This window comes from Geobacter grbiciae (genome assembly GCF_018531165.1).
GTDB lineage: Bacteria > Desulfobacterota > Desulfuromonadia > Geobacterales > Geobacteraceae > Geobacter > Geobacter metallireducens.
Window position 1 is genome coordinate 114604 of the sequence record NZ_JAHDIW010000001.1, and the last position, 22821, is coordinate 137424.

The 22821-nt window shown below is 65.7% G+C and carries 21 protein-coding genes; 16 read left to right on the forward strand and 5 right to left on the reverse strand.

Translation table 11 applies throughout. From position 1 onward, the window contains the following. Nucleotides 1-196 precede the first annotated feature (196 nt). From KJB29_RS00545 to KJB29_RS00595, 11 genes are all read left to right on the forward strand, one after another. Nucleotides 197-682: an NADH-quinone oxidoreductase subunit J family protein gene (locus KJB29_RS00545; RefSeq protein WP_215732887.1), complete on the forward strand. Its 486-nt coding sequence runs from the start codon at nucleotides 197-199 to the stop codon at nucleotides 680-682. Nucleotides 683-735: 53 nt separating this feature from the next. Next, nucleotides 736-1020 (forward strand): Rv0909 family putative TA system antitoxin, encoded by a 285-nt coding sequence (locus KJB29_RS00550; protein WP_004512753.1) that lies wholly within the window; start codon nucleotides 736-738, stop codon nucleotides 1018-1020. 15 nt (nucleotides 1021-1035) lie between these two features. Further along, nucleotides 1036-1344, forward strand: a complete 309-nt coding sequence (gene nuoK / locus KJB29_RS00555) for an NADH-quinone oxidoreductase subunit NuoK (protein WP_004512754.1) — start codon at nucleotides 1036-1038, stop codon at nucleotides 1342-1344. Continuing rightward, on the forward strand, nucleotides 1341-3218 hold the full coding sequence (nuoL, locus tag KJB29_RS00560) for an NADH-quinone oxidoreductase subunit L (RefSeq protein WP_215732888.1): 1878 nt from the start codon (nucleotides 1341-1343) through the stop codon (nucleotides 3216-3218). Before nuoK ends, nuoL begins: the two co-directional genes overlap by 4 nt. A 64-nt stretch (nucleotides 3219-3282) precedes the next feature. Beyond that, nucleotides 3283-3975: a VIT1/CCC1 transporter family protein gene (locus tag KJB29_RS00565; RefSeq protein ID WP_215732889.1), complete on the forward strand. Its 693-nt coding sequence runs from the start codon at nucleotides 3283-3285 to the stop codon at nucleotides 3973-3975. A 96-nt stretch (nucleotides 3976-4071) separates the two neighbouring features. Further along, on the forward strand, nucleotides 4072-5844 hold the full coding sequence (locus KJB29_RS00570; protein WP_215732890.1) for a cytochrome c3 family protein: 1773 nt from the start codon (nucleotides 4072-4074) through the stop codon (nucleotides 5842-5844). Next, nucleotides 5841-6011 carry a hypothetical protein gene (locus KJB29_RS00575; protein ID WP_215732891.1) on the forward strand — a complete coding sequence of 57 codons (171 nt, stop codon included), beginning with the start codon at nucleotides 5841-5843 and terminating at the stop codon, nucleotides 6009-6011. Before KJB29_RS00570 ends, KJB29_RS00575 begins: the two co-directional genes overlap by 4 nt. 49 nt (nucleotides 6012-6060) lie before the next feature. Further along, nucleotides 6061-7551: a complex I subunit 4 family protein gene (locus tag KJB29_RS00580; RefSeq protein WP_215732892.1), complete on the forward strand. Its 1491-nt coding sequence runs from the start codon at nucleotides 6061-6063 to the stop codon at nucleotides 7549-7551. After that, nucleotides 7548-8945, forward strand: coding sequence for an NADH-quinone oxidoreductase subunit N (locus KJB29_RS00585; RefSeq protein ID WP_215732893.1), 1398 nt, complete (start codon nucleotides 7548-7550; stop codon nucleotides 8943-8945). The genes KJB29_RS00580 and KJB29_RS00585 overlap by 4 nt, the downstream gene beginning before the upstream one ends. A gap of 12 nt (nucleotides 8946-8957) precedes the next feature. Continuing rightward, the gene (locus KJB29_RS00590; protein WP_215732894.1) at nucleotides 8958-9290 is read left to right on the forward strand and encodes a DUF3147 family protein; all 333 of its coding nucleotides are present in this window, start codon (nucleotides 8958-8960) and stop codon (nucleotides 9288-9290) included. A gap of 17 nt (nucleotides 9291-9307) precedes the next feature. Next, nucleotides 9308-10207, forward strand: a complete 900-nt coding sequence (locus KJB29_RS00595) for an NlpC/P60 family protein (protein WP_215732895.1) — start codon at nucleotides 9308-9310, stop codon at nucleotides 10205-10207. On the opposite strand, the gene KJB29_RS00600 is transcribed toward KJB29_RS00595, so the two are convergent. Then, the gene (locus tag KJB29_RS00600) at nucleotides 10204-10998 is read right to left on the reverse strand and encodes a hypothetical protein (RefSeq protein WP_215732896.1); all 795 of its coding nucleotides are present in this window, start codon (nucleotides 10996-10998) and stop codon (nucleotides 10204-10206) included. The genes KJB29_RS00595 and KJB29_RS00600 overlap by 4 nt on opposite strands. Nucleotides 10999-11029: 31 nt before the next feature. Further along, nucleotides 11030-12439, reverse strand: coding sequence for a mercury(II) reductase (gene merA, locus KJB29_RS00605; protein WP_215732897.1), 1410 nt, complete (start codon nucleotides 12437-12439; stop codon nucleotides 11030-11032). A gap of 81 nt (nucleotides 12440-12520) precedes the next feature. Here merA and tkt point away from each other — a divergent pair, with 81 nt between their 5' ends. From tkt to KJB29_RS00620, 3 genes are all read left to right on the forward strand, one after another. Beyond that, nucleotides 12521-14527: a transketolase gene (tkt, locus tag KJB29_RS00610; RefSeq protein ID WP_215732898.1), complete on the forward strand. Its 2007-nt coding sequence runs from the start codon at nucleotides 12521-12523 to the stop codon at nucleotides 14525-14527. A 6-nt stretch (nucleotides 14528-14533) separates the two neighbouring features. Then, nucleotides 14534-15142, forward strand: coding sequence for a tRNA-uridine aminocarboxypropyltransferase (locus tag KJB29_RS00615; RefSeq protein WP_215732899.1), 609 nt, complete (start codon nucleotides 14534-14536; stop codon nucleotides 15140-15142). Between the two features lie 145 nt (nucleotides 15143-15287). Next, the gene (locus KJB29_RS00620; RefSeq protein WP_215732900.1) at nucleotides 15288-15980 is read left to right on the forward strand and encodes a Crp/Fnr family transcriptional regulator; all 693 of its coding nucleotides are present in this window, start codon (nucleotides 15288-15290) and stop codon (nucleotides 15978-15980) included. On the opposite strand, the gene KJB29_RS00625 is transcribed toward KJB29_RS00620, so the two are convergent. After that, on the reverse strand, nucleotides 15977-16951 hold the full coding sequence (locus tag KJB29_RS00625) for a lysophospholipid acyltransferase family protein (protein WP_215732901.1): 975 nt from the start codon (nucleotides 16949-16951) through the stop codon (nucleotides 15977-15979). The genes KJB29_RS00620 and KJB29_RS00625 overlap by 4 nt on opposite strands. Nucleotides 16952-16996: 45 nt before the next feature. Continuing rightward, nucleotides 16997-17506 carry a methylated-DNA--[protein]-cysteine S-methyltransferase gene (locus KJB29_RS00630; protein WP_215732902.1) on the reverse strand — a complete coding sequence of 170 codons (510 nt, stop codon included), beginning with the start codon at nucleotides 17504-17506 and terminating at the stop codon, nucleotides 16997-16999. Nucleotides 17507-17666: 160 nt separating this feature from the next. Between KJB29_RS00630 and KJB29_RS00635 the strand changes: the two genes are divergently transcribed. Beyond that, the gene (locus KJB29_RS00635) at nucleotides 17667-19895 is read left to right on the forward strand and encodes an ATP-dependent helicase (RefSeq protein WP_215732903.1); all 2229 of its coding nucleotides are present in this window, start codon (nucleotides 17667-17669) and stop codon (nucleotides 19893-19895) included. Nucleotides 19896-19921: 26 nt separating this feature from the next. Here KJB29_RS00635 and KJB29_RS00640 read toward each other — a convergent pair whose 3' ends face one another. After that, nucleotides 19922-21397 (reverse strand): sigma 54-interacting transcriptional regulator, encoded by a 1476-nt coding sequence (locus KJB29_RS00640; protein WP_246560081.1) that lies wholly within the window; start codon nucleotides 21395-21397, stop codon nucleotides 19922-19924. Between the two features lie 287 nt (nucleotides 21398-21684). On the opposite strand from KJB29_RS00640, the gene KJB29_RS00645 reads away from it, so the two are divergent. Next, nucleotides 21685-22668 carry an amidohydrolase family protein gene (locus KJB29_RS00645; RefSeq protein ID WP_215732905.1) on the forward strand — a complete coding sequence of 328 codons (984 nt, stop codon included), beginning with the start codon at nucleotides 21685-21687 and terminating at the stop codon, nucleotides 22666-22668. Nucleotides 22669-22821 lie beyond the last annotated feature (153 nt).

Here is a 22821-nt window from a genome sequence, read left to right on the forward strand (position 1 = left end):
GGCAGCACCGACCCGGTGCCCAAAGCTTCGTCACAAAGGTGGACGATCAGGTCTGCACGGTGGGCTACTACAAGTAGCATGGATTGACATCTCCCCCACGGGAGTATGGACGCATGGAGTCTCTCCGGCGAAATACTGCCGGGAGAGGCCCCTTTTTTTCTGCAATTTACCCCCGATATGGTAGATTTTATCCGATATGGAATCGGCCCTCTTCTACATCTTGGCCGTTGTAACGGTCACGGGCACCGCCTTCGCCATCACGGAAAAGCACGCGGTGCACGCCATCGTCTACCTCGTCACCTCGTTCTTCGCCCTGGCGGTGATCTTCTTCCTGCTCGGAGCGCCGGTGGTGGCAATCTTCGAGGTGATCATCTACGCCGGCGCCATCATGGTCCTCTTCCTCTTCGTGATCATGATGCTCGATCTGGGGCATCCGGAGCGGGCCCGGCTTCCCGGAATCCGGGAGTGGTGGCCGGCCCTTGCCCTCGGCGCCGTGACCTTGGCGTCGGCCCTGGCACTCGTCGTATCCCGCGCCCCGGCGGTTCCGGCACCGGGGAAAGCCATCGGCGTCAAGGAGTTCGCCCTGGCCCTCTTCGGCAAGTACGGCGTGGCGGTGGAAGTCATTTCGATGCAGCTCCTTTTCGCGCTCGTCGGGGCGCTTTACCTGGCACGGAAGCGATAGGAACACTCGTGCCGAACGGGCGGCACGGTGCATATCAACCAAGGAGGAATGGCATGAAACATCTCAAGGGAATGGTTGTTCTGCTGGCTGCAGTAGTGGCGATGTCCGCGGTCGGATGCAAGAAGAAGGAGGTAGGGCCGGCGGAGAAGGCGGGACAAGAGATCGACAAGGCCGTGGAAAAGGCCGGCGAAGGGCTTGGCAAGGCAACCGAAAAGAGCAAGGAGGCTGTCGAGAAAGCCGGTGAAAAGGTGGGCGAGGCCGTCGACAAAAGCAAAGAGGCAGTCGACAAGGCCGCCGACAAGACCAAAGATGCGGTCAAGGACGCAACCCAGAAGTAACGTGAGCATCGCGCAATGATCGTCCCCTTTGAGCACGTCCTGATCCTGGCCGGCATCCTCTTTGCCCTGGGGCTCGTCTGCGTCCTGGTCTGGCGGATGAACCTGATCATGCTCCTCATCGGCATCGAGGTGATGCTCAACGCCGCCATGCTCGCCTTTGTGGGAGGGGCGGCCCGATGGGGAATGGCCGACGGCCAGGTCTTCTCCCTCGTCATCATGGCCCTCACCTCGGCCGAGGTCTCCCTGGCCCTGGCTATGGTGGTCTACCTCCACCGGCGCAAGAGAACGGTGGATGCGGATGAGTTCAGCGAGCTGAAGGGATGAAACTCTACCTCACCATCATACTCCTGCTCCCCCTCCTCGGGGGAGCCATCAATGCCGTTATCGGTCGCAAACTCCCCCGCCGCGCGTGCGAGGCCCTGGCCTGCACCGCGGTCTGGGGGGCTTTTGCCGGCGCGGTCATGGCCTTTGACGCCTACCGGACCCCGGTCACGGTGGAGCTGGCCTCGTGGCTGGCGGACTTCGATTTTTCCGCCCCCGTTACCCTCTACCTGGACCCCCTCTCCCTGGTGATGACGGTGATGGTCACCTTCGTCTGCGGCCTGATCCACCTCTACGCCGTGGGGTACATGGCCGAAGACGCGAGCTACGCCCGGTTCTTCGCCCTCCTGAACCTCTTCGTTTTCGCCATGCTGGTCCTGGTCCTGGCAGAGAACCTGCCGCTCCTCTACCTGGGGTGGGAGGGGGTCGGCTTCTGCTCCTACGCCCTCATCGGCTTCTGGTACGACGACCCGAAGAACGCCACCGCCGGCCGCAAGGCCTTCATCGTGACGCGGATCGGCGACACCGCCTTCGGCATCGGCATTGTCTGGTGCTTCCAGCTCTTCCAGACCGTCTCCATTACTCAGATCAACCAGATGGGGTTCCTGATGCCCGTGGGGATCATCACCACCCTCGGGCTCCTCTTTCTGGCCGGGGCCATGGGGAAATCGGCCCAGGTGCCGCTCATGGTCTGGCTCCCCGACGCCATGGCCGGCCCCACGCCGGTCTCGGCCCTGATCCACGCCGCCACCATGGTCACCGCCGGGGTCTACCTCATGGCGAGGATGTCGCCCTTCTTCGGGGCGGCTCCCGTGGTCATGGCCGCCGTAGCCGTCACCGGAGCCGTCACCGCCTTCTACGGCGCCTCGTGCGCCCTGGTGCAGCGGGACTTCAAGCGAGTGCTGGCCTACTCCACCATCAGCCAGATCGGCTACATGATGCTCGGCGTGGGGGCCGGCGCCGTCACCGCCGCCACCTTTCACCTCCTGGAGCACGCTTTCTTCAAGGCCCTCCTCTTCCTGGGAGCCGGCTGCGTCATCACGGCCCTCCACCACGAGCAGGACATCTTCAGGATGGGGGGACTGCGCACGCGGATGCCCCTCACCTTCTGGGCCTTCCTGGCCGGGGCCGCCTGTCTGGCCGGACTTCCCCCCACCGGTGGATTCTTCAGCAAGGACGCCATCCTGGCCGCGGTCTGGGCCAAGGGGGGGCTCCTCTACGGCGGGCTCTTCGCCCTGGGCCTTCTGGCGGCGCTCTTCACCTCCTTCTACACGTTTCGAATGGTTTACCTGGTCTTTGGCGGCGAAGGGGTGACAGAGGTCCACCACGCTCCCCGGATCATGGAGACAATGCTGCTCCCCCTGGCGCTTCTGGGGCTCCTGGGAGGCATCATTCACCTCCCCGACTTTCTGGCCGAAGGCTGGCTCGGCCGCTTCCTGGCCACGGCCTTGACCGAACGCGCCCCCCACCTTTCCCACGGGGAGGAGATGGCCGTGGAGGGAATCGCGGCCCTGGTGGCCCTTGCCGGCCTCGCCGCGGCCCACTTCCGCTACGGCGGACTGCGGCGCACGGCCCGTATCGAGACAGCCGTTGCGGAACCGCGGGGAATCACCGCCTTTCTCCTGAACGGCTGGTACGCCGACAATCTCTACCGGTTCCTTCTCATCCGCCCCTACGAGGCCCTGGCAGGCTTTCTCTGGCGCCGGGTGGACGAAGGAGTGATCGACGACTCCCTGGACCGTCTGGCCGGCGGCTTGGGCAAGACCGGCCAAGTGCTGGGGGGGTGGAGCTGCGGGAGGGTGTCGGTCTACCTCCTCAGTTTCGCTGCGGGGCTGGCGCTGATCCTGGGGTGGCTGGCGTGGGGGATGGTGTGGTAGATAGAGAGCACCCGGAATGGATGCGCAGCATGAATGACCGGACTGAACACGGAAGGGACCGGAGATGAGCACGAATAGCGAAACCCACTATGCGGAGCGGATCGGTTGGTTGCGGGCGGCGGTGCTCGGTGCCAACGACGGGATCATTTCCACCGCGAGCCTGGTCGTGGGAGTGGCGGCCGCCCATGCCGCCCGGGGGAATGTGCTCATAGCCGGGGTGGCGGGCCTCGTCGCCGGCACCATGTCCATGGCAGCGGGCGAGTATGTGTCCGTCAGCTCCCAGGCCGACACCGAAAAGGCCGACCTGGCTCGCGAGATGAGGGAACTGGAGGAAGACCACGAGTTCGAGCTCAAAGAACTTGCATCCATCTATGTGGACAGGGGGCTTGAACCGCAGCTTGCCAAGCAGGTCGCTGCGCAGCTCATGGCCCACGACGCCCTGGCGGCCCACGCCCGCGACGAACTGGGGCTCAACGAGATACACACCGCACGCCCCATCCAGGCGGCACTGGCGTCGGCAGTCACCTTTGCCGTCGGAGCAACCCTCCCCCTCATCATCACCCTGCTCAGTCCGGAGCGACTCATCGTCCCCGTCGTGGCCGGAGGCTCCCTCGTCTGCCTGGCGCTTCTGGGAACGCTGGCGGCACGGGCTGGGGGCGCGGACATCGCCGTCGGCGCAACGCGGGTAACACTCTGGGGGGCGCTGGCCATGGTGGCCACGGCAGGGGTCGGTGCGCTCTTCGGGACGGCTGTGTGAGCGGGTGAGCAATACACGTCAGGCAACCCTCACATGAGACGCACAACATCACGGAAATTATACTCGGGAGGAAAATCTCCAGACAAGGAGCTTGGCATGACCATCATCACTGCTCACTGCCGGTGCATCCTGCAGTCTGTCGCTTCCCTTATTCTGCTACTGCTTTTTGTGCAGGTCGGCGCAGCTCAGCCTCCTGATACGTGCAGTGGCTGCCACGCGGACCGGTCGAAAATGCTTCGGTTCGGCTTCCCCCACCTGAGCGTGACTGCTGAGGAGGCAACCAGGCAATCAGGCATGAACGCAGCCTGTTCAGATTGCCATTTGGGAGACCCGACGAACCCGGACCGCACGGCTGCCCACCGGGGCATGGGACGGTTGCTATTGGTGCGCAAGAAAGGGATGCTGGCCGAGTCTGTACAGCGCGAGGCCCCTCTGAAGCTGACCGGCAATCCCATGACCCGTATTCAGCATCAAATCGTCAGGGACGGCAAGGTGGTCATCGACCCCAATGTCACCCTGATCCTCTATCAGGACAAGCGTCGAGACAATCTTTCCCAGGATTTCGGCGTCATGGAGAAGACCTGCGGCGCCTGCCATGCCAAGGAGTTCTCCGAGTTTACCCAGAGTACTATGGGACGCAACGCCAAACAGAGCCGATACCAGAGCTGGACCGACCAACAGCGAGGCCCCCATAACTGCGGCGCATGGTTCAATGGAAATTACGAGAGAATCTCAACCAACACGGCCGTCCCCTTTTCTCGGGGGCAAAGTGCGTTGAACCAGCGCAGTTGCAACACCTGCCACGTGGGGTGCCTCGATTGCCACTACGATCCGCAGCCGACGGATCCGGCCAACCCAAAGCAGGGGATACACACCTTCAACCGGGTACCGAAGCCGGAAAGCTGCTATGGTGGCGGCCGTGGACAGATCTGTCATGCCGGGCCGGAGGAGCGGCGCCGGGGAGCGGGCTATTTCGGCGGCAGCTACGCCAATCCGGAGGGAATGGAGCCGGACATCCATCAGGTTAAGAAGATTGGCTGTCTCGACTGCCACGAAAACAGCGGATCCAAGAGCGGCCTGGGACATGGGATGATCAAGCGGCAGGGACGTTGCGACCGGTGCCACGAGCGGCAGGTCGCCAGCCACAAGCTGACGCTGCACAAAACTCTCTCCTGCGAAGCATGCCACATCCAGAACATTTCCGGCTACCAGGGGACCTTCTGGGGACCAGGCAAGCTGGCCGGTTCAAACACGCCCTTCTTCAAGTACAAGGAATACTACGGGATCATGAAGGAGCCTATTCTGATACGCGATCAAAACGGGCGCTGGATACCGGTAAAACCATTTCCGATGGCGGTCCTGAACCAGAAGGAGTCGGCATTGAAGCCGGGGCTGCACTGGCGCTGGCCCAAAGAACTGCCCGACCTGCAGCGCACCGATGACGCTTACGGGTATGTCGGGCTGTTCGACGGTTTGCCCGAGAACAACCGGGCACTGGCATGGATTCAGATGGACAAGGTCTCCCATAAATATGGGAAAAGCCGTCCTTGCGCCTCGTGCCACGAGTTGCCCGACGGCGAGCAGCGCCAGCATGTGGAATGGGACTTCACTGACGCCGGCGCTTTACCCTTCAGCGGGAGTCACGTGGTAGTTGCCGGGAAGAAGGGGCTTTCCATTCGTGACATGAAGTCTGAAAAAATCGACGTCCTCGATGGATACCGCTTGTCCAGCCTGGCACCCTGGTTCTATTTGAAGGATCGTTGGCACATTGAGGGAGACTTCTCCTTGCCGTCGATCAAGGAGCGGGAGCTCTACAGCCGGGCCAAGGGAGATGTCGCCAAGGCGCGTCAGGCGAGGGTTGTGCATTGAAAAAGCTTCTGTCATGGGGTGCCGTCGGACTCCTAACGAGCGCCCTGCTCGATCCGCTCATCTATTCCATGCTGGAGAAGCCGATTCCGTGGCTGCGCGATATACTCATGGGGGCGGGGGGCTGCATCTGCTTCTATCTCCTGATCCGCTTCCGCAATGAGCTGTGACGGTGGCGGGTTGCCACATAAAGTGATGCCGTAAAACAGGTATTTGATCGTGACCGACTATCCGATTCTCACCATCCTCATCTTCCTCCCCCTGGCGGGGTGCCTCTGTTTAGCGCCGGTCTGGCACTGCCGGACGTCTGCCCGCGCCGTGGCCCTGGGGTTTGCCGTTGCCGAACTGGCCCTGGCGGCGTGGCTTCTGGTGGCCGCCACGGGGATGCCCGCCGCCCCCGGCGCGCCGGCAGGGTATTTCCTTTGGGAGGATGCCGTGTGGATCGAGCGCTTCGGCATCCGCTACCTCCTGGGGATGGACGGGATCAGCCTCCTCATGGTGGCGCTCACGGCCTTCATCACGGTGGTGGCCATGGCGGCGTCGTGGCGCGCCGTCACCGAGCGGACCGCGCTCCACTACTTCCTCATCCTCCTCATGGAGAGCGGGCTCATGGGGGTCTTCCTCGCCCTGGATCTCGTCCTCTTCTACCTCTTCTGGGAGGTGATGCTGATCCCCATGTTCTTCCTGATCGGCATCTGGGGACACGGCCGCCGCATCTACTCGGCGGTGAAGTTCTTCCTCTATACCCTCGTCGGCTCACTCCTGATGCTCCTGGCGATTATCGGGGTCTACCTCATCCATGGCGACGCCACCGGCACGTACACCTTCGCCCTGCCGCTTCTGGCCAAGGCCCCCATCGTCCACGGGGCGGCGCCGTGGCTCTTCGGGGCGTTTCTCCTGGCCTTCGCCATCAAGTTTCCCCTCTTTCCGGTCCACACGTGGCTGCCGGACGCCCATACCGATGCCCCCACGGCCGGGAGCGTGATCCTGGCGGCGCTGCTGCTGAAGACCGGGGCCTACGGGCTGGTCCGCTTCGGCTACCCCCTCTTCCCCGAGGCGGCCAGGGGATTCACGCCGTTCATCTCGGTGCTGGCCGTGACCGGTATCCTCTACGCCTCGTGGATCGCCTACGCCCAGGAGGACATGAAGCGGATGGTGGCCTATTCCAGCGTGGGGCACATGGGGTTCGTGGCCCTGGGGATCGCCTCCTGGAGCCCGGTGGCACTCTCCGGTTCCATCCTCCAGATGGTGAACCACGGCGTCACCACCGGCGCCCTCTTCGCCCTGGTGGGGATGCTGGACGAGCGGACCAATACCCGGGAGGTGGCGGCCTACGGGGGACTCTGGGGCAAGGTGCCGGTCTTTTCCTTCTTCTTCCTCTTCTTTGCCATGGCCTCGGCGGGGCTGCCGGGGCTCAACAACTTCACCGGCGAGTTCCTGATCCTGGCGGGGGTCTTCCGTACCACGCCGCTGGCGGCAGCCGTCGCCTTCCTCGGGATCGTGCTGCCGCTCATCTACACGGTGCGGCTCGTGCAGGAGGTGCTGTTCCAGACGGAACGGCGGCCTTTGGCCATCTCCGACGTGACTCTGCGGGAGGGGGCGATCCTGGCGGCGCTGGCAGTGATCGGCGTCTCTATCGGGCTCCATCCGAAGCCGCTCCTGGATATCCTCAGGGTGCCGGTGGCGCTCCTGACGGGGGCGCAACCATGACCGTCGCCGATCTCTGGACCATCATGCCCCTTCTGATCCTCGCCTGCGGGAGCGTCCTGGTGCTCCTCCTCGGCGCGGTCGTGCCGGGACGGTACGGAACCGCCATCGGTGTTGCGGTCTGCGCCGGTGCGGCCCTCTGGGCGATCCAGGCGCCGCCGCAGCCCATGGCGCCGACCCTGGGGGTGGCCTTCACCCCCTTTGCCCGCTTCTTCCTCGTGTTTTTCGCGGCGACAGCATGCCTCTCGCTCCTCCTGGCCCACGACCACGCGGCGCGGCAGGGGCAGGAGGGGGAGGAATACCCGGCCACAATCCTCTTCGGCACCTTCGGCATGGGGGTGGTGGCCAGCGCGGCCAACTTCCTGACCCTCTTCCTGGGGCTGGAAGCTCTCACCTTCGCCTTCTACATCCTGGTGGCCTATGACCACAACCGCACGGCGTCGGGGGAGGCGGGGCTCAAGTACCTCCTCATGGGGGCCGTGTCAGCGGCCTTTGTGGCCTTCGGCATCGCGCTTCTCTACGGGGCCACCGGCACCCTGGAGATCGGCAGGGCCGTGGCGGCCTCGGCCGCCGGCGGGGGAATCGCCCTGGCGGGATGGGGGCTCTTGCTGGCGGGACTCGCCTTCAAGATATCCCTCGCCCCGGCCCACCTCTGGACCCCGGACATCTACCAGGGGGGGCCGACGCCGGTGGTGGCCTTCCTGGCCTCGGGCTCCAAGGGGGCGGCCATCGCCCTTTTCCTTCTTATCCTCCCGCCGCTGGGGGGGCTCGGCACCCTACGGGCGCCCCTCTGGGGGCTCGCCTTCCTCTCCATGACCGTCGGAAACCTGGCGGCGCTCGTGCAGCCCAACGTGAAGCGGATGCTCGCCTACTCATCCGTGGCCCAGATGGGGTACGTGGCCCTGGCGCTCCTTTCCGGCGGACGGGGGTACGAGGCGGCGGCCTTCTACGCCGTAGCCTACGGAGCCATGGTCCTGGCGGCCTTCGGCGCCATCGCCTCCCTGGAGGGAGAAACGCCGCTGGAACAGGTGGATGACCTCCGGGGGCTCGGCTATCACCGCCCCTTCCAGGGGGTGGTGCTGGCCGTGGCCATGCTCGCCCTGGCAGGGATTCCTCCAACGGTGGGCTTTGTGGGAAAGTTCGCCATCTTCTTCGCGGCCCTGAAAGGGGGAGAGGCTCCCCTGGCGATCATCGGCATCCTCACGGCGGCGGCCTCGGCCTACTACTACCTGCGGGTGGCGGTGAACCTCTACATGAAACCGGCGGAACAGGAAGGGACCGGTGAGCCCCCCACCGCGGCCGAGGCGATGTCCCTCGGCGTTGCGGCCCTCGCCATCCTGGCCCTCGGCATCTGGCCTGGCCCGCTGTTCGACCTGGCCGCCGCAATCCTTCGCTAGAACGGAGCCCCCGTGCAGAGCATCATAAAGGCCCTCATCAGCCTCGCCATCATCATCGCCTGCGCCCAAATCGGCAAGCGCTTCCCGACCCTGGGGGGGCTCATCGCCACCATGCCCCTCACGAGCCTCCTGGTCCTGCTCTGGCTCTGGTCCGACGCGCCGGGGGACTACCGGCTCATGGAGGGGTATACGAAAGGGGTCCTCTGGGGGATCATCCCGACGATCCTCTTCTTCGTGGCGGCCTTGTTCCTCTTCCGGCGCCAGCTTCCCCTGACGGTGGTCCTGACAGCCAGCTTCGGCGTTTGGCTGGCAGGGGCGGCGGTACACCAGTTTTTCCTCAGGTAGCAACGAAAGGAATAGTCATGTCTCGCTGGTTGGGGGCCGCAGCCGCGGCCTTTTTCGTCCTAATGCTCACCCTTGCCGCGGCCCGGGCCGATGATGCGCAGCACTATGCAGTGGCAGAGCTGCCGGCGCCGGTGCTCAACACCCCGGATTTTCCCCGCGTATTCGGCGGCCAGGACGGCAGGACCGTCAAAACCGACCGCCAGGGACAGATCCGGGAACTGGAGTTCATCGCCCTGCCGGGGACGGCCTTTACGGTCCGGGAGACGCTCCGCCGCGGGAAGTCGGTGGTCCATAGGGTCACCACCGATGACTACCCCTACCCGACCACAGGCTACTTCGTGGACGACCGCTTCGTGCGGCTCACGGACGAGGCACCCCCTCCCCGTGCCCGGAAACTTCCTCCCCGCGACAAGGTCATCGCCCGGCTCCTGGCGGCCCGGGGAAGCCGCTACGTCTGGGGTGGCAACATCCGCGCGGGGGTGCCGGACATGATCCGCCTCTTTCCGCCGGCGGGAAAACTCTCCGCCGAGACGGAGCGCCGCTGGCTGCTGCAAGGGCTCGACTGCTCGGGGCTCCTCTACGAGGCCACCGACGGCGTCACCCCCCGCAACACGAGCGCCCTTGCTGGCTACGGCCGGGGGGTGCCCATTGCCGGGCTCTCTGCAGAAGAGATCCGCCAGCAACTGGAACCCCTGGACCTTATCGTCTGGAAGGGGCACGTGATCATCGTCCTCGACCGGGAGCGGACCATCGAGAGCCGACTCGGCCCGGTGCCGGGAAAGCGGGACGGTGTGGCCGTGAGGCCGCTGAAGGATGTTCTGTCCGAGGTGATGGGAAAGAGGGTGCCTGTGGATCGGTTCGCGGAGAATAACGGGAGGGGAGAGAAGACCTTTGTCGTGCGACGGTGGTACCCCTAGAATCCCCTGCGCCGGAGTTCCTCGCCGATAAGCCGCTTTTGCTCCTGGCCGAGGCGGCCTGAGACTGCCAGGTTCCGAAGTTCCATGGCCGGTGCCCCGGCAAGAAGCGAAACAAAGACCGTCGAGGGAGTGCGGGGATTCTTGATCATGGCAATTTTCAGGTTGGGGCGGCTCGCCCATCGCTGGTGGCGGGCCACGGCGGCAATGGCCTCGGTGGAGGAGCGGGCGCTTGAGACAAGCTGGAAGACCGACGCCTCCTTGAGGCGGGGGTTGGCGAGGCACGGCTCCACCACCCGCACGTCCCCCTCCTTCATGAGGGCATCGAGGACCGAGGCACTGGCCCGGCGGGCAAGGGTGATCCGGTTCCCCAGGGGAGTGGTGGGGAGCCGCTGGACGATGGCCCGCTCCGCCGCCAGCCGCTGGTCGGGAGTGGTCCCCGGAAGCTCGCTGAGGGTGACGAGTTCGAAGAGGTAGAGACGGGGAAGGAGCGACAGGGCTACGCCGGCCGGGGTTGCAGGATTCTGGACCAGGGCAACGGTCAGGTTGTGGTTCCCCGCCACCGTATCAAGCCCAGCCACGGTCTTGAGGAGGTCCTCGGTCAGGTCCCGGCGCTCCAGGAGGGTCAGGAGGTGGTTGTTGTCCAGGGCGGGGTTCCGGAGGGCCGCCCGGAGCACCTCGGGAGAGGAGTCGAGGATTGCCTCGAAGAGCTCCTCCTTGCCGCAGGTGAGGGCCCGGTGGAGCCGCCGTGACAATTCAGGGTCCAGGTGTGTACTTTTTGCGCTCCTCTCCATGGCCCGCCCCATCATGATCCGTGTGGAACAGCTATTCGGCACAGCACGACAACCGGCTGATATCCCTACTGAATCCCTGGGCGCAGAGCCTCAGGCCCTCCCCCATCGAAGGATAGACATGCAACGCGTTTGCCAGATCCTCCACCGTGGCCCGGAAGCGGATGGCCAGGGCTGCCTCGTTGATGATGTCCGCTCCCCGGTGGCAGGCCAGATGCACCCCCAGGAGACGGCCCGTGGCCCGGTCCGCCACCATCTTGATGACCCCGGCCGTGTGGCTGGTGACGTGGGCCTTGGGGATGGCAGAAACCGGCATCACGTTCACGGCCACGTCGAACCCGGCGGCTTTGGCACCCTCTTCCGTGTACCCCACCATCCCCACCTCCGGGTCGGTGAAGATGGCCATGGGAGCGCTCAGAAAATCCATGGAGCAGCCGCAGCCGGGATTCAGCATGTCGTCCACCGCCACGATCCCTTCCCGGGCGCCGACCGTGGCGATCATCATCCCGCCGGTGCAGTCGCCGGCGGCCCAGATACCCGGCGCCGTGGTCCGCATCCGTTCATCCACCGTCACGAACCCCCGCGGGTCGGTTTCAACCCCGGCCAGCTCCAGCCCGATCCCGTTGGTGGCCGGAGCCGTTCCCGTCGCCACGAGGAGCTTTTCGGCGGTGAAGCTCACCCGCTCCCCGTCCCGTTCCGCCTCCACGCGCACCCCGGCCCCGTCCTGGGCCGCCAAGCAGATCGTGGTGCGGCAGACGATCTCCATTCCCTCCGCCCGCAGAAAGTCACGCACCGCCAGGGCCGGCTCCGGCTCCACCGGCCCCAGGATGCGGGGACCGTGCTCCAGGATCGTTACCCTGGCGCCGAGGCGCTGGAACATCTGCCCCAGTTCCACGGCGATGACCCCGCCGCCGATGATGACAAGGGACTGAGGAATGGTCTTGAGGAGGAGAGCCCCCCGGCTCGTGAGAAAGGGGGTCGATTCCAAACCCGGAATCCGCGGGACCCGGGGATCCCCCCCCACGGCCACCAGAAACCGCTCGCTCCTGATCTCCCGGTCCCCCACCTCCAGCCGGTCGGGCCCCAGGAAGCGGCCGGTCCCCTTCACCAGTTGAAGCCCCGGCACATCCTGGAGGATATCGAGGTATTTTGTCCGACGCAGATACCCCACCACCTGATCTTTGCGGGCCATGAGGCGCTCTAGAACCACCGTCCCGCCGCATTCCCCGAGCCCGAGCCTTGCCCCGAGCTTCCCCTCCTGATAGAATAACGCGGCGTGGATCAGTGTCTTGCTCGGGACGCACCCCCAGTTGATGCAGGTGCCGCCAGGGATCCCCTTTTCCACCATGAGGACCCGCGTCCCGTAGGACTGGGCCCTGAGCGCCGCGGCAAAGGCGGTGGAGCCGGAGCCGAGGATGACGAGATCGTGTGTGTCGTCGGGCATTGTCGGATCTCCTTTGAGAGAAAGTGTACCCGACCGCAGCCGTTTGAGAAGCTTTGAACAACAATTGTCAGGGAGGACACCATGTCAGCACCAGTACTTACCAGCGAAGACGCCCGCCTCGGCGCCGATACCCTCAGAATGCTGGCGGTGGACGCCGTGGAGGCGGCCAACTCGGGCCATCCCGGGCTCCCCATGGGGGCTGCGGACTATGCCTTCCTCCTCTGGCATTCCCACCTTCGCTTTGCCCCCACCGACCCGGAATGGGCCGGCCGGGACCGCTTCGTCCTCTCGGCGGGGCACGGCTCCATGCTCGTCTATGGCCTCCTCCACCTCTTCGGCTTTGACCTCCCCCTGGACGAGCTGAAACGGTTCCGCCAGTGGGGGAGCCGCACCCCGGGCCACCCGGAGTTCGGCCACACCCCCGGCGTCGAGGTGACCACCGGCCCCCTGGGGCAGGGGTTCGCCATGGGGGTCGGCATGGCCCTGGCGGCCCGGATGGCCTCTGCCCGCTTTGCCGACGAGCGCTTCGACCCGTGCGGCCACCAGGTCTACGCCATCGTGAGCGATGGGGACCTCATGGAGGGAATCAGCCAGGAGGCGGCCTCCCTGGCGGGACACCTGAAGCTCGGCAACATCGTTTATATCTACGACGACAACCGGATCACCATCGAGGGGTCCACGGATCTCGCCTTTTCGGATGATACGGCCGGCCGTTTCACGGCCCTGGGGTGGCAGGTGCAGAAGGTGGACGGCCACGACATCGGCCAGGTGGGGGAGGCCCTCTGGCGGGCCAAGGTGGAGCGGGACCGCCCCTCCCTCATCATCGCCCGGACCCACATCGCCCACGGCTCACCGGGAAAGCACGACACGGCCGCCGCCCACGGCTCACCCCTGGGCGCCGAAGAGGTGGCCGCCACCCGGAGGAATCTCGGCTGGCCCGACGAACTGTTCCACGTGCCGGAGCGGGTGCGGGAGATCTGCGACAAGCGTCGGGAGGAGCTTGTCGCGGCCTACGCCGCCTGGGAGGATGAGTTCCGCCGCTGGCGCCGCCGCAACCCCGACAAGGCCCGGCTCTGGGACGGCATGTGGCAGAAGGCGATCCCGAAAGACCTGGAAACCCGGCTCCTAGCCGCCGTTGAGGGGAGTACCGGCGCCACCCGCGCCCTGTCGGGAAAGGTGATCCAGGCCGCGGCCGCGGCAATGCCGGCCCTGGCCGGCGGCTCCGCCGACCTGGAACCCTCCACCAACACCTGGATCGCGGAATCACCGTCGGTGCTTGCGGGGAGCTACAGGGGGCGGAACCTCCACTTCGGCATCCGGGAGCACGCCATGGCCGCCGTCATGAACGGCATGGCCCGCTACGGCTGCTTCATCCCCTACGGCGCCACCTTCCTGGTCTTCTCCGACTACTGCCGGCCAAGCATCCGGCTCGCGGCCCTCATGAAGCAGCAGGCGATCTACGTCTTCACCCACGACTCGATCTTCCTGGGGGAGGACGGCCCCACCCACCAGCCGGTGGAGCAGCTCTCGTCGCTGCGGCTCATTCCCAATCTCCGGGTCATCCGCCCCGCCGACGGCCCCGAGACGGCCCTGGCCTGGAACGCGGCCCTGCGCCGCGCCGACGGCCCCACGGCCCTCATCCTCACCCGCCAGAAGGTGCCGGCCATCACGCGGGAGGAGCCACTGGATGCGAAAACCTTCGCCAAGGGGGGGTACGCGGTCCGGCAAGACGGGGCAACGCCCGACGTGGTCATCATGGCAAGCGGTTCCGAGGTGGGGCTGGCCCTGGCCGCGGCAGATATTCTGGCCGGCGAAGGAGTGACGGCCCGGGTCGTCTCGGTCCCCTGCCTCGAAACCTTCCTGGCCCAGCCCGAGGCCTACCGGCGCCGGCTCCTGCCGGGCCGCGTCCCCCGGGTGGCGGTGGAGGCGGGGCTCGGCGGCCTCTGGTGGCGCCTCCTCGGCACGGGGGGCCTCTTCATCGGCATGGAAGGGTTCGGCGCTTCGGCCCCGGAAAAGGTCCTGGCGGAGCAGTTCGGCTTCACCCCGCCCCAGGTTGCCCAGCGGGTGCGAGAGCTCGTGGGACGCTGAGGAATCATGGGAACCCGATCGAAGCGAAGCGAGCGGTGCGGCCGTTGCCGCATGCACCTGGAGCGGTGCGTCTGCCCGGCCATCCCCCGGTATGACCTGGCGACCCGCGTGGTTCTCGTCATGCACCACCGGGAATACCCGAAGCCCACGGCCACCGGGCCCCTGGCCCTGGCGGCCCTCCCCAACAGCGAGATCCGCATCCACGGCGAGCGGGACTCCCTTTTGGACCTGAGCGATCTGGCAGCGCCGGAGCGCCGGACCCTCCTCCTCTATCCCGGCGACGACGTCCCGGTTCTGACGAGGGAGCTTGTGGAGCGGGATTGCCGGCCTGTCACCCTCGTGGTCCCCGACGGCACCTGGCGCCAGGCGTCCCGCATGGGGCGGCGGCTTCCCGGCCTCGACCACGCGGAGATGGTCCGGCTTCCCGAGGGCCCCCCCACCGAGTGGGGCATCCGCCGGGAAAACCACCCCCAGGGGCTCGCCACCTTCGAGGCCATTGCCCGGGCCCTGGGGATCATCGAATCACCCGCCGTCCAAGCGGGGCTGGAGGAGCTCTTCCGCCTCATGGTGCGAAGGACCCTCGGCGCAAGCGGACGCACCGTTGACAATCGCTGAGCCCCAACAGCATTTGAAACACAGAGCAACTGAGCAACAGAGCTACCCCATAGGAAAACAATAATTTAATGTCTTCGAAACGGTTGTTTCTCAGTTGCTCTGTTGCTCTGTGTTATTTCAATTACCGGACTGAAAGGACAATCCCGTGGAACTGACCGAGATCCTGAAAAAATCCCTCCTCTTTTCCGGCCTTGACGGCGAGAACCTGTCCGACGTGGCGGCCATCGCCACGCGGCGCCCCTTTGCCCGGGGGGAAACCATCTTCTCGGAAGGGGAGCAGGCCAGCGGCTTCTACCTTCTGGCCCAGGGGAGCATGAAGCTCTGCAAGGTGTCCCCCGACGGCAAGGAAAAGGTGCTCCACTTCGTCCATCCCGGCGAGACCTTTGCCGAAGCGGCCTTTTTCGGCGACGGGAAGTACCCGGCCGAGGCCCGGGCCACGGAAAAGGGGGAGGCGATCTTCTTTCCGAGGGAGGGGTTCATGGGGCTCCTGGAGCGGAACCCCCGTTTCTCCCTGAACCTCATCGTCTCCCTCTCCCTGATGCTCCGTCGCTTCGCCCGGCAGATCGAGGAGCTCACCTTCGCCGAAGTGCCGGCCCGCCTCGCCGCCCACCTGGTGGAGCTGGCCGAGCGGAAGTCCACCGTCTTCCAGGGGACGACCTATCTTGATCTGGATGTGAAGAAGGGAGAACTGGCGTCACGCCTCGGGACGGTCAGCGAGACCCTGTCCCGGGCGTTCCGGAAGCTGAAGGAGGAGGGGCTCATCGAAGTGGAGGGGAGCCGGGTGGTGATCTACGATCGGGAGAAGCTGGCGGCCGCCGCCGGGAGACGGCCGGCCTAGCCTTGCTGCTCCCGGGTCACCCGCTTCCAGCGGTTGTAGACCCAGAGCCACTGGTCGGGGTGCCGGACGATGTACTGTTCGATGGCCCGGTTGAGGAGGCGGGTGGTGGCGATGGGATCGCCGGTAGGGTCGGGGGCTATCTCAGGGAAGAACTCCACCACGTGGCGGTCCCCCTCCCGGTAGCCGAAGCCGGGGACCAGGGCGGCGCCGGTCTTGGCCGCCATGAGGGCCGGCATGGTGGTGGTCCAGGCCTTTCGGCCGAGGAACTCCACCAGCTCCCCCTCGTGGAACGGGACTGCCTGATCCATGAGGAGACCGATGGCGCCGTTCTTCCGGAGCCGGAAAAAGATCTGCCGGGCCGCCCCGTCGGCGTAGATGATGCTGTTGCCGTGCCGGTTGCGGAGCCGCTCCAGCAGCCGTGTCAGGGGCTCGAACTTCTGCCGCCTCGCCACCACGGCCATCCCCTCGGCGTTGGTGCCGAAGGCATGGGCCACCAGCTCCCAGTTGTCGCAGTGACCGGTGATGAAGATGACCCCTTTCCCCCGCTCCTTTGCCGCCCAGACGTGCTCCAGCCCCCGCAGTTCCGTCCGGTCCACGAGTCCCTTCCCCTGGCCGAAATAGAGCTTGATGATCTCCACGGCGGTCCGGCCGATGTTGGCGAAGGTGCGCCGGGCGATCGCCTCCGGCGTGCCGGCGGCGGGGTTCCACCCTTCCAGGGTGCCGAGGTAGGGATAGGCGCTCTCGATGTGCGCCACGGTCTTGCGCCGCAGCTTTCCCATGAGGAGAAAAACGAGCCGCCCCCCGCAGGCGCCGAGCCCCACGGCCAGGCGGCGCGGCAGGAGGAGGACCGGTACTGCAACAGAGGCGAACAGGACGAGCCCCAGCCGCCACTTGACGGCCCGGATTGTTTCCTTGGTGCGGTTGCGGGGGGGGGAGGGTGCTGCCTCGTGTTCGGGTGATTCCATCGACATGGCTTCACCCTAGCACAGTTTTCGCACGAGGGGAACCGGTAGGCGTCAATCCGGCGGCAACCCGCCGTCCCGCTCCAGGGCCAGGAGAGCCGCTTTGCGCTCGAGCCCGCCGGCATAACCGGTAAGGGAACCGTCGGCCCCTATCACCCGATGGCAGGGGATGATGATGTCGATGGGATTGCGCCCCACGGCACTCCCCACCGCCCGGGCCGACGTGGTGCGCCCCTCCCGGCGCTGGGCCAGGCGGACGGCCAGGGCTCCGTAACTGGTGGTCGTCCCCGGGGGGATGGTGCGCAGAAGCTCCCAGACCGCCATCTGGAACGGGGTCCCTTGGGGCGCCAGCGCCAGGTCGAACGTCTGCAGCTTCCCGGCAAAATAAGCGTCCAGCTGCCGCCGCAGTTCCACGAACACCGGATGATCCGAGTCGTGCAGCCACTCCCCCGATTCCTCGGGCGTATATTTCTGATCGACAAACCAGAGCCCGCACAGTTGGTTGTCCTCCGCCAACGCCGCCATGTCCCCCAACGGGGTCTTGATGCTGCAGTACCGTTTCATCGTGGCTCCTCCTCAAATCCAGGACTCGATGGATGTTCCCTCCGATGACTATACCATAGCCGGTGCCCGATGCCCCGAAACATAGTCTTGACTAAAATCCGTTCGGCCGTAAATATGGCCTGAAGCTCAAACGTTCCGGTTTCATGAAAAGGGTATCCCCATGGACCTTCTGAAAAATCTCAACCCGCCCCAGAAAGAGGCGGTTCTCCACGGCGAGGGGCCGCTCCTGGTCCTGGCCGGCGCCGGCTCCGGCAAGACCCGGGTCATCGTCCAGCGGATCGCCTGGCTCATCCGCGAGCGCGGCGTGCCCCCTTGGCAGATCCTGGCGGTCACCTTCACCAACAAGGCCGCCGGCGAGATGCGGGAGCGGGTGGAGCGGCTCGTGGGGAGCGGCGAGGCCCCCCTCATCGCCACCTTCCACTCCACCTGCGCCCGGTTCCTGCGCCGCGACATCCACCACCTGGGGTATGACGCCGCCTTTGCCATCTACGACGACAAGGACGCGGAAAAGCTCCTGAAAGAAGTGATCGCCAGCCTCGGCCTCGACGAGAAGCGCTTCCCGGCCCGCTCCTTCGCCGCCGCCATCGACGACTGCAAGAACCGCGGCATCCGCCCCGAGGAGATTCCCACCGGCGACTACACCGGCGAGATGCTGGCCCGGGTCTACGGCGCCTACCAGGAGCGGCTGAAAAAGTGCAACGCCCTCGACTTCGGCGACCTCCTCATGCTGACGGTCCGTCTCTTAGAAGAGCACCCCGAGGTGCTGGCCCGCTACCGGGACAAATATCGCTGGATCCTTGTGGACGAGTACCAGGATACGAACCCGATCCAGTACCGGCTCGTGCGGCTTCTGGCCGGGGAGCGGCGCAACCTCTGCGTGGTGGGGGACGACGACCAGTCCATCTACCGCTGGCGGGGGGCCGACATCCGGAACATCCTCGACTTCGAGAAGGACTTTCCCGGCGTGGTCACCGTGAAGCTGGAGCAGAACTACCGCTCCACCAAAAACATCCTGGCCGCGGCCGGGGCCGTGGTGGCCAAAAACCGCGGCCGCAAGGCCAAGACCCTCTGGAGCGAGAACCCGTCCGGCGACGCCATCGTCTACCGGCGGCTCTCCGACGAGCGTGAGGAGGCCCGCTTCGTCTGCCGGGAGGTGGAGAAGCACGTGCGGCGCGGCGGGGACCTGAGGGACGTGGCGGTCTTCTACCGGACCAACGCCCAGTCCCGGGTGGTGGAAGACGCCATGGTGGCCGACGGGATCCCGTACCACATGGTGGGGGGGATGCGGTTCTACGAGCGGATGGAGGTGAAGGACATCCTTGCCTACCTGAAGGTCCTCGTGAACCCCGCCGACGAGGTGTCCCTCAAGCGGATCATCAACGTCCCGGCCCGGGGGATCGGCCACGCCACCGTGGACAAGGTGGCGGAGCTGGCGCTCCGCAAGGGGATCATCCTCTACGACGCCTTCAGCGAGGCATCCACCAGCGGGCTCCTCACCACCGGGCCCCGGGGGAAAATCGCCGGCTTCATGACCCTCATGGAGCAGTTTGCCGGCCTTGCCGGCACGGTCCCCCTGTCGGAGCTCGCCTCCCGCATCATCGACGGGACCGGCTACGCCGCCAAACTGAAGGAAGAGCGGACCGACGAGGCCCAGGACCGCCTCGACAACCTCCAGGAACTCTGCTCCGCCATGGAGGAGTTCGAGCGGACGAGCGACGAGAAGACCCTGGCCGCCTTCCTGGAGCAGGTGGCCCTCGTGTCGGATCTGGAGCGGGGCGAGGGGAAGCGGGAATCGGCCACCCTCATGACCCTCCATGCGGCCAAGGGGCTCGAATTCCCGGTGGTATTCATGATCGGAATGGAGGAGAAGCTCTTCCCCCATGTCCGCTCCCTGGACGACCCCGAGGCCATGGAGGAGGAGCGGCGCCTCTGCTACGTGGGGATGACCCGTGCCCGGGAGCGGCTCGTCCTCACCAACGCCCGCCGCCGGCGCCTCTTCGGCCAGGACCAGGTGAACATGCCGTCGCGCTTCATCGCCGACGTCCCCCGGGACCTCCTGGACCTGGAGGACGAGTACCAGTCCTCCTTCGGCTTCGGCGCCTCTCGGGGGATGGAGCGGGAAGTGACGGCAGCCGAACCGGCGCGCCACAACCTGGCGAGCATCTTCGAAACGGAGATCGAGCCCGACTTCGAGGATGTGGAGGTGATCCCCGACGAGCCCGAGGACGGCGGCATCTGGCTCGGCATGAAGGTGCACCACGGAAAGTTCGGCGTCGGCGTCATCCGCAAGATCGAGGGGAAGGGGGACGACCAGAAGGTGATCGTCTGGTTCAACTCCGTGGGACCGAAGAAGCTGCTGGTGCGGTTTGCGGGGCTGGAAAGAGTTTAATCGCGATTTGATTTTTTTGTTTGATATCACTCCCCTGCTTGCTGCAGATACTTCTTCACCGTCCGCCGGTCCAGGTTGGCCCGACGGGCCACCTCCTCGTAGGTGCCGTGCCGCTCGTAGAGGATACAGCAGTAGCCGGCCAGAAGCCCCTGGGCATCGAGCCCCCCCGCCGCCACGTCCGCCAGGAACCGCTCCGTCACGCCGGATGGCGCCCCTTTCTCTTCCCCCCGGTAATGCCCTGTGACCAGCACCCTCCGCACCGCTTGCTCCAGCTCCCGGACGTTTCCGGGCCAGGGGTAGTTCGCTCCCGTTTCCCGTTCGATGGCCTTGCGCAGGAGCTGCACCTCCCGCTTCGGCGCGGTCCCGGTCAGGCGCGTGAGGATTCCCGCCACCAGCTCCCCCAGCTCGTCGGGGCACTCCTGGAGCCGCTGCCGCAGGGGGGGGATGGTGATGACGTCGGAACAGAGGCGGTAGTAGAAGTCGTCCCGGAACTCCCCCTGCTCCCGCTGGCGGGTCAGGTCCCGGTTGGTGGCGGCGATGACCCGGCCGCTGAAGCGGAGCCGCTGGTGGCTCCCCACCGGCGAGAAGCTCCGCTCCTGGAGCACCTGGAGGAGCTTTACCTGCACCGGCAGCGACACCTCGCCGATCTCGTCGAGAAATATGGCGCCGTGGGGAGTGCAGCGGCTGAAGACCCCCTCGTGGTGATCGATGGCGCCGGTGAAGGCCCCCTTCCGGTGACCGAAGAGCTCCGATTCCAGCACCCCCTCCGGGTACTGGGAGAGATTTACCGCCAGGAAGTTGCGGGTGAAGCTCTCGCTGAAGCGGCCGGTTTTCGGGTCGAAGGGGATGAAGCCCGAGCGGCCGATGGCGGCGGCCGCGGCTCCCTTGCCGGTGCCGGTCTCCCCAAGAAGTAGGACCGAAAAGTCCTCCATCCGGTCCCAGAGGTACTGGTCGAACCACCGGATATTGTGGGTGAAGAGGGTCTGCCAGAGGTGCTCCCGCACCCGGCGCAGCGACGGACTGGAACCGGCGAGCCCTTCCCGGATGAAGTAGAAGGCCCGCCGGAGCTGGTAGAAGAGGCCCAGGTAGCGGCGGCTCTCCGTCTCGGAGAAGCCCGCCTCCGCGAAGGCGCCCAGGAAGCCGCCGGCAAAGGGGACGGGGCAGGGGGTGTCGCCAGCCGCGGCCTGCTCCCGGATCAGGCGGTCGAAGGCGTCCAGGAACCGGTGAAAGAGATCGAAGAGAAGCACGGTCCGGACCGTTTCCCGGTCGGCAGCCGGCAGACGGAGGTGATTGCTCCGTAGTTCCCGCTGCAGGACGGCAACTCGTTCGGCCACCCGGGTGATGAGGGCGGCAAGCACTCCGCCCCGGTCACCGACACCAGTTCCCGCCAGGAGCAGGTCTAGTTCGTCGCGGCTCTCGCCAAAGGGATTGAGGAAGGCGGCCCGGGCCACCTTGGCAAAAAAATCCCGCTCCGTCGCCAGTATTGTCTCGATAGCTTTCATACATTCGATGTATAGTTGCCATTCATAAAATGTCAATCACGATTTGCCGCTAATCAGCAAGAGCGATTGCCGTCTGACTGCAACAATCCAGAATCATTGGCAATTCCAGATGGCAGCCGACTTGGCATGCTATCGGCAATCTTCTGAGCAGAAACCATTGTTCGGGAGGTTGCCATGTTCACCCCACTTACCCTATTGTTGCTGAGCGCCGTTGCCGCCGCCCCGGTCTTCACGGCCATGACCGTAAAGACCATCGCCGATTGCCGCATGAACCACCGGAGCAAGAAATGACCGTCATCGACATCCACTGCCATGCAGCCGGCATCGGCGCCGGCGCAAGCGGCTGCTTCATCTCCCCGAAACTGCGCCGGAGCTGGAAGTACCCCATTTACCTCAAATCCTTCGGCGTGACCAGCGGGGAACTGGAGCGGGAAGGGGACGGCCTGGTGCTCCGGCGCCTCTCGGAACGCCTTGCCGCCTCGTCCCGGGTCCAACAGGCGGTGGTCCTGGCCATGGACGGCGTGATGGACGGCCGGGGCGACCTGGACCGGGACCGCACCGAGATGTACATCCCCAACGAGTTCCTGGCCCGGGAATGCCGCCGCTACCCGAACCTCCTCTTCGGCGCCAGCGTCAATCCCTCGCGCCCCGACGCCGTGGAGCGCCTCGACGCCGCAGCCGCGGCCGGGGCGGTGCTCGTGAAGTGGCTCCCCTCCATCCAGGGGACCGATCCGGCGGACCGGCGGCTCATCCCCTTCTATCGGCAACTGGCAAAACTGGGACTGCCGCTCCTGACCCACACGGGACAGGAGGAGTCCTTCAGCCGGGCCGACAACGCCCTGGCCGACCCGGCGCGGCTCCGTCTCCCCCTGGAGGAGGGGGTGACGGTTATCGCCGCCCACTGCGCCACCAGCGGACAAAGCCACGGGGAGCGGAACCTTGCCCGGCTGCTTCCCCTCTTCGCCCAATTCCCGAACCTGTACGCCGACGTCTCGGCCCTCACCCAGGTGAACCGGTGGGGGCATCTGGAGCGGGTCCTGGCGCACCGGGAGATTCACGGTAGGCTCCTCTACGGCACCGACATGCCTCTGCCGGCCATGGGGCTCACCTCCCCCTGGTTCCACCTCCTCCGGCTCGGGACAATGGAGGCCCGGCGGTTGGCCGCCATCGGCAACCCCTGGGACCAGGATGTGCAGCTCAAGCTGGCCCTGGGGATGCCGGAGGAGATTCTTTTCCGGGCCGCAGGCATACTCAGGAACAACCAACTATAAACCTTTGAAACACAGAGCAACGGAGCAACTGAGTAAAATCCGGGAAGAATATCCATTTCAGAAACAGATCAAATGGGTTAGGCGAAATTTCGGATTACGTGTTGATCTCTCTGTTGCTCTGTTGCTCTGTGTTATTTCGACTGCCGTTTCAAA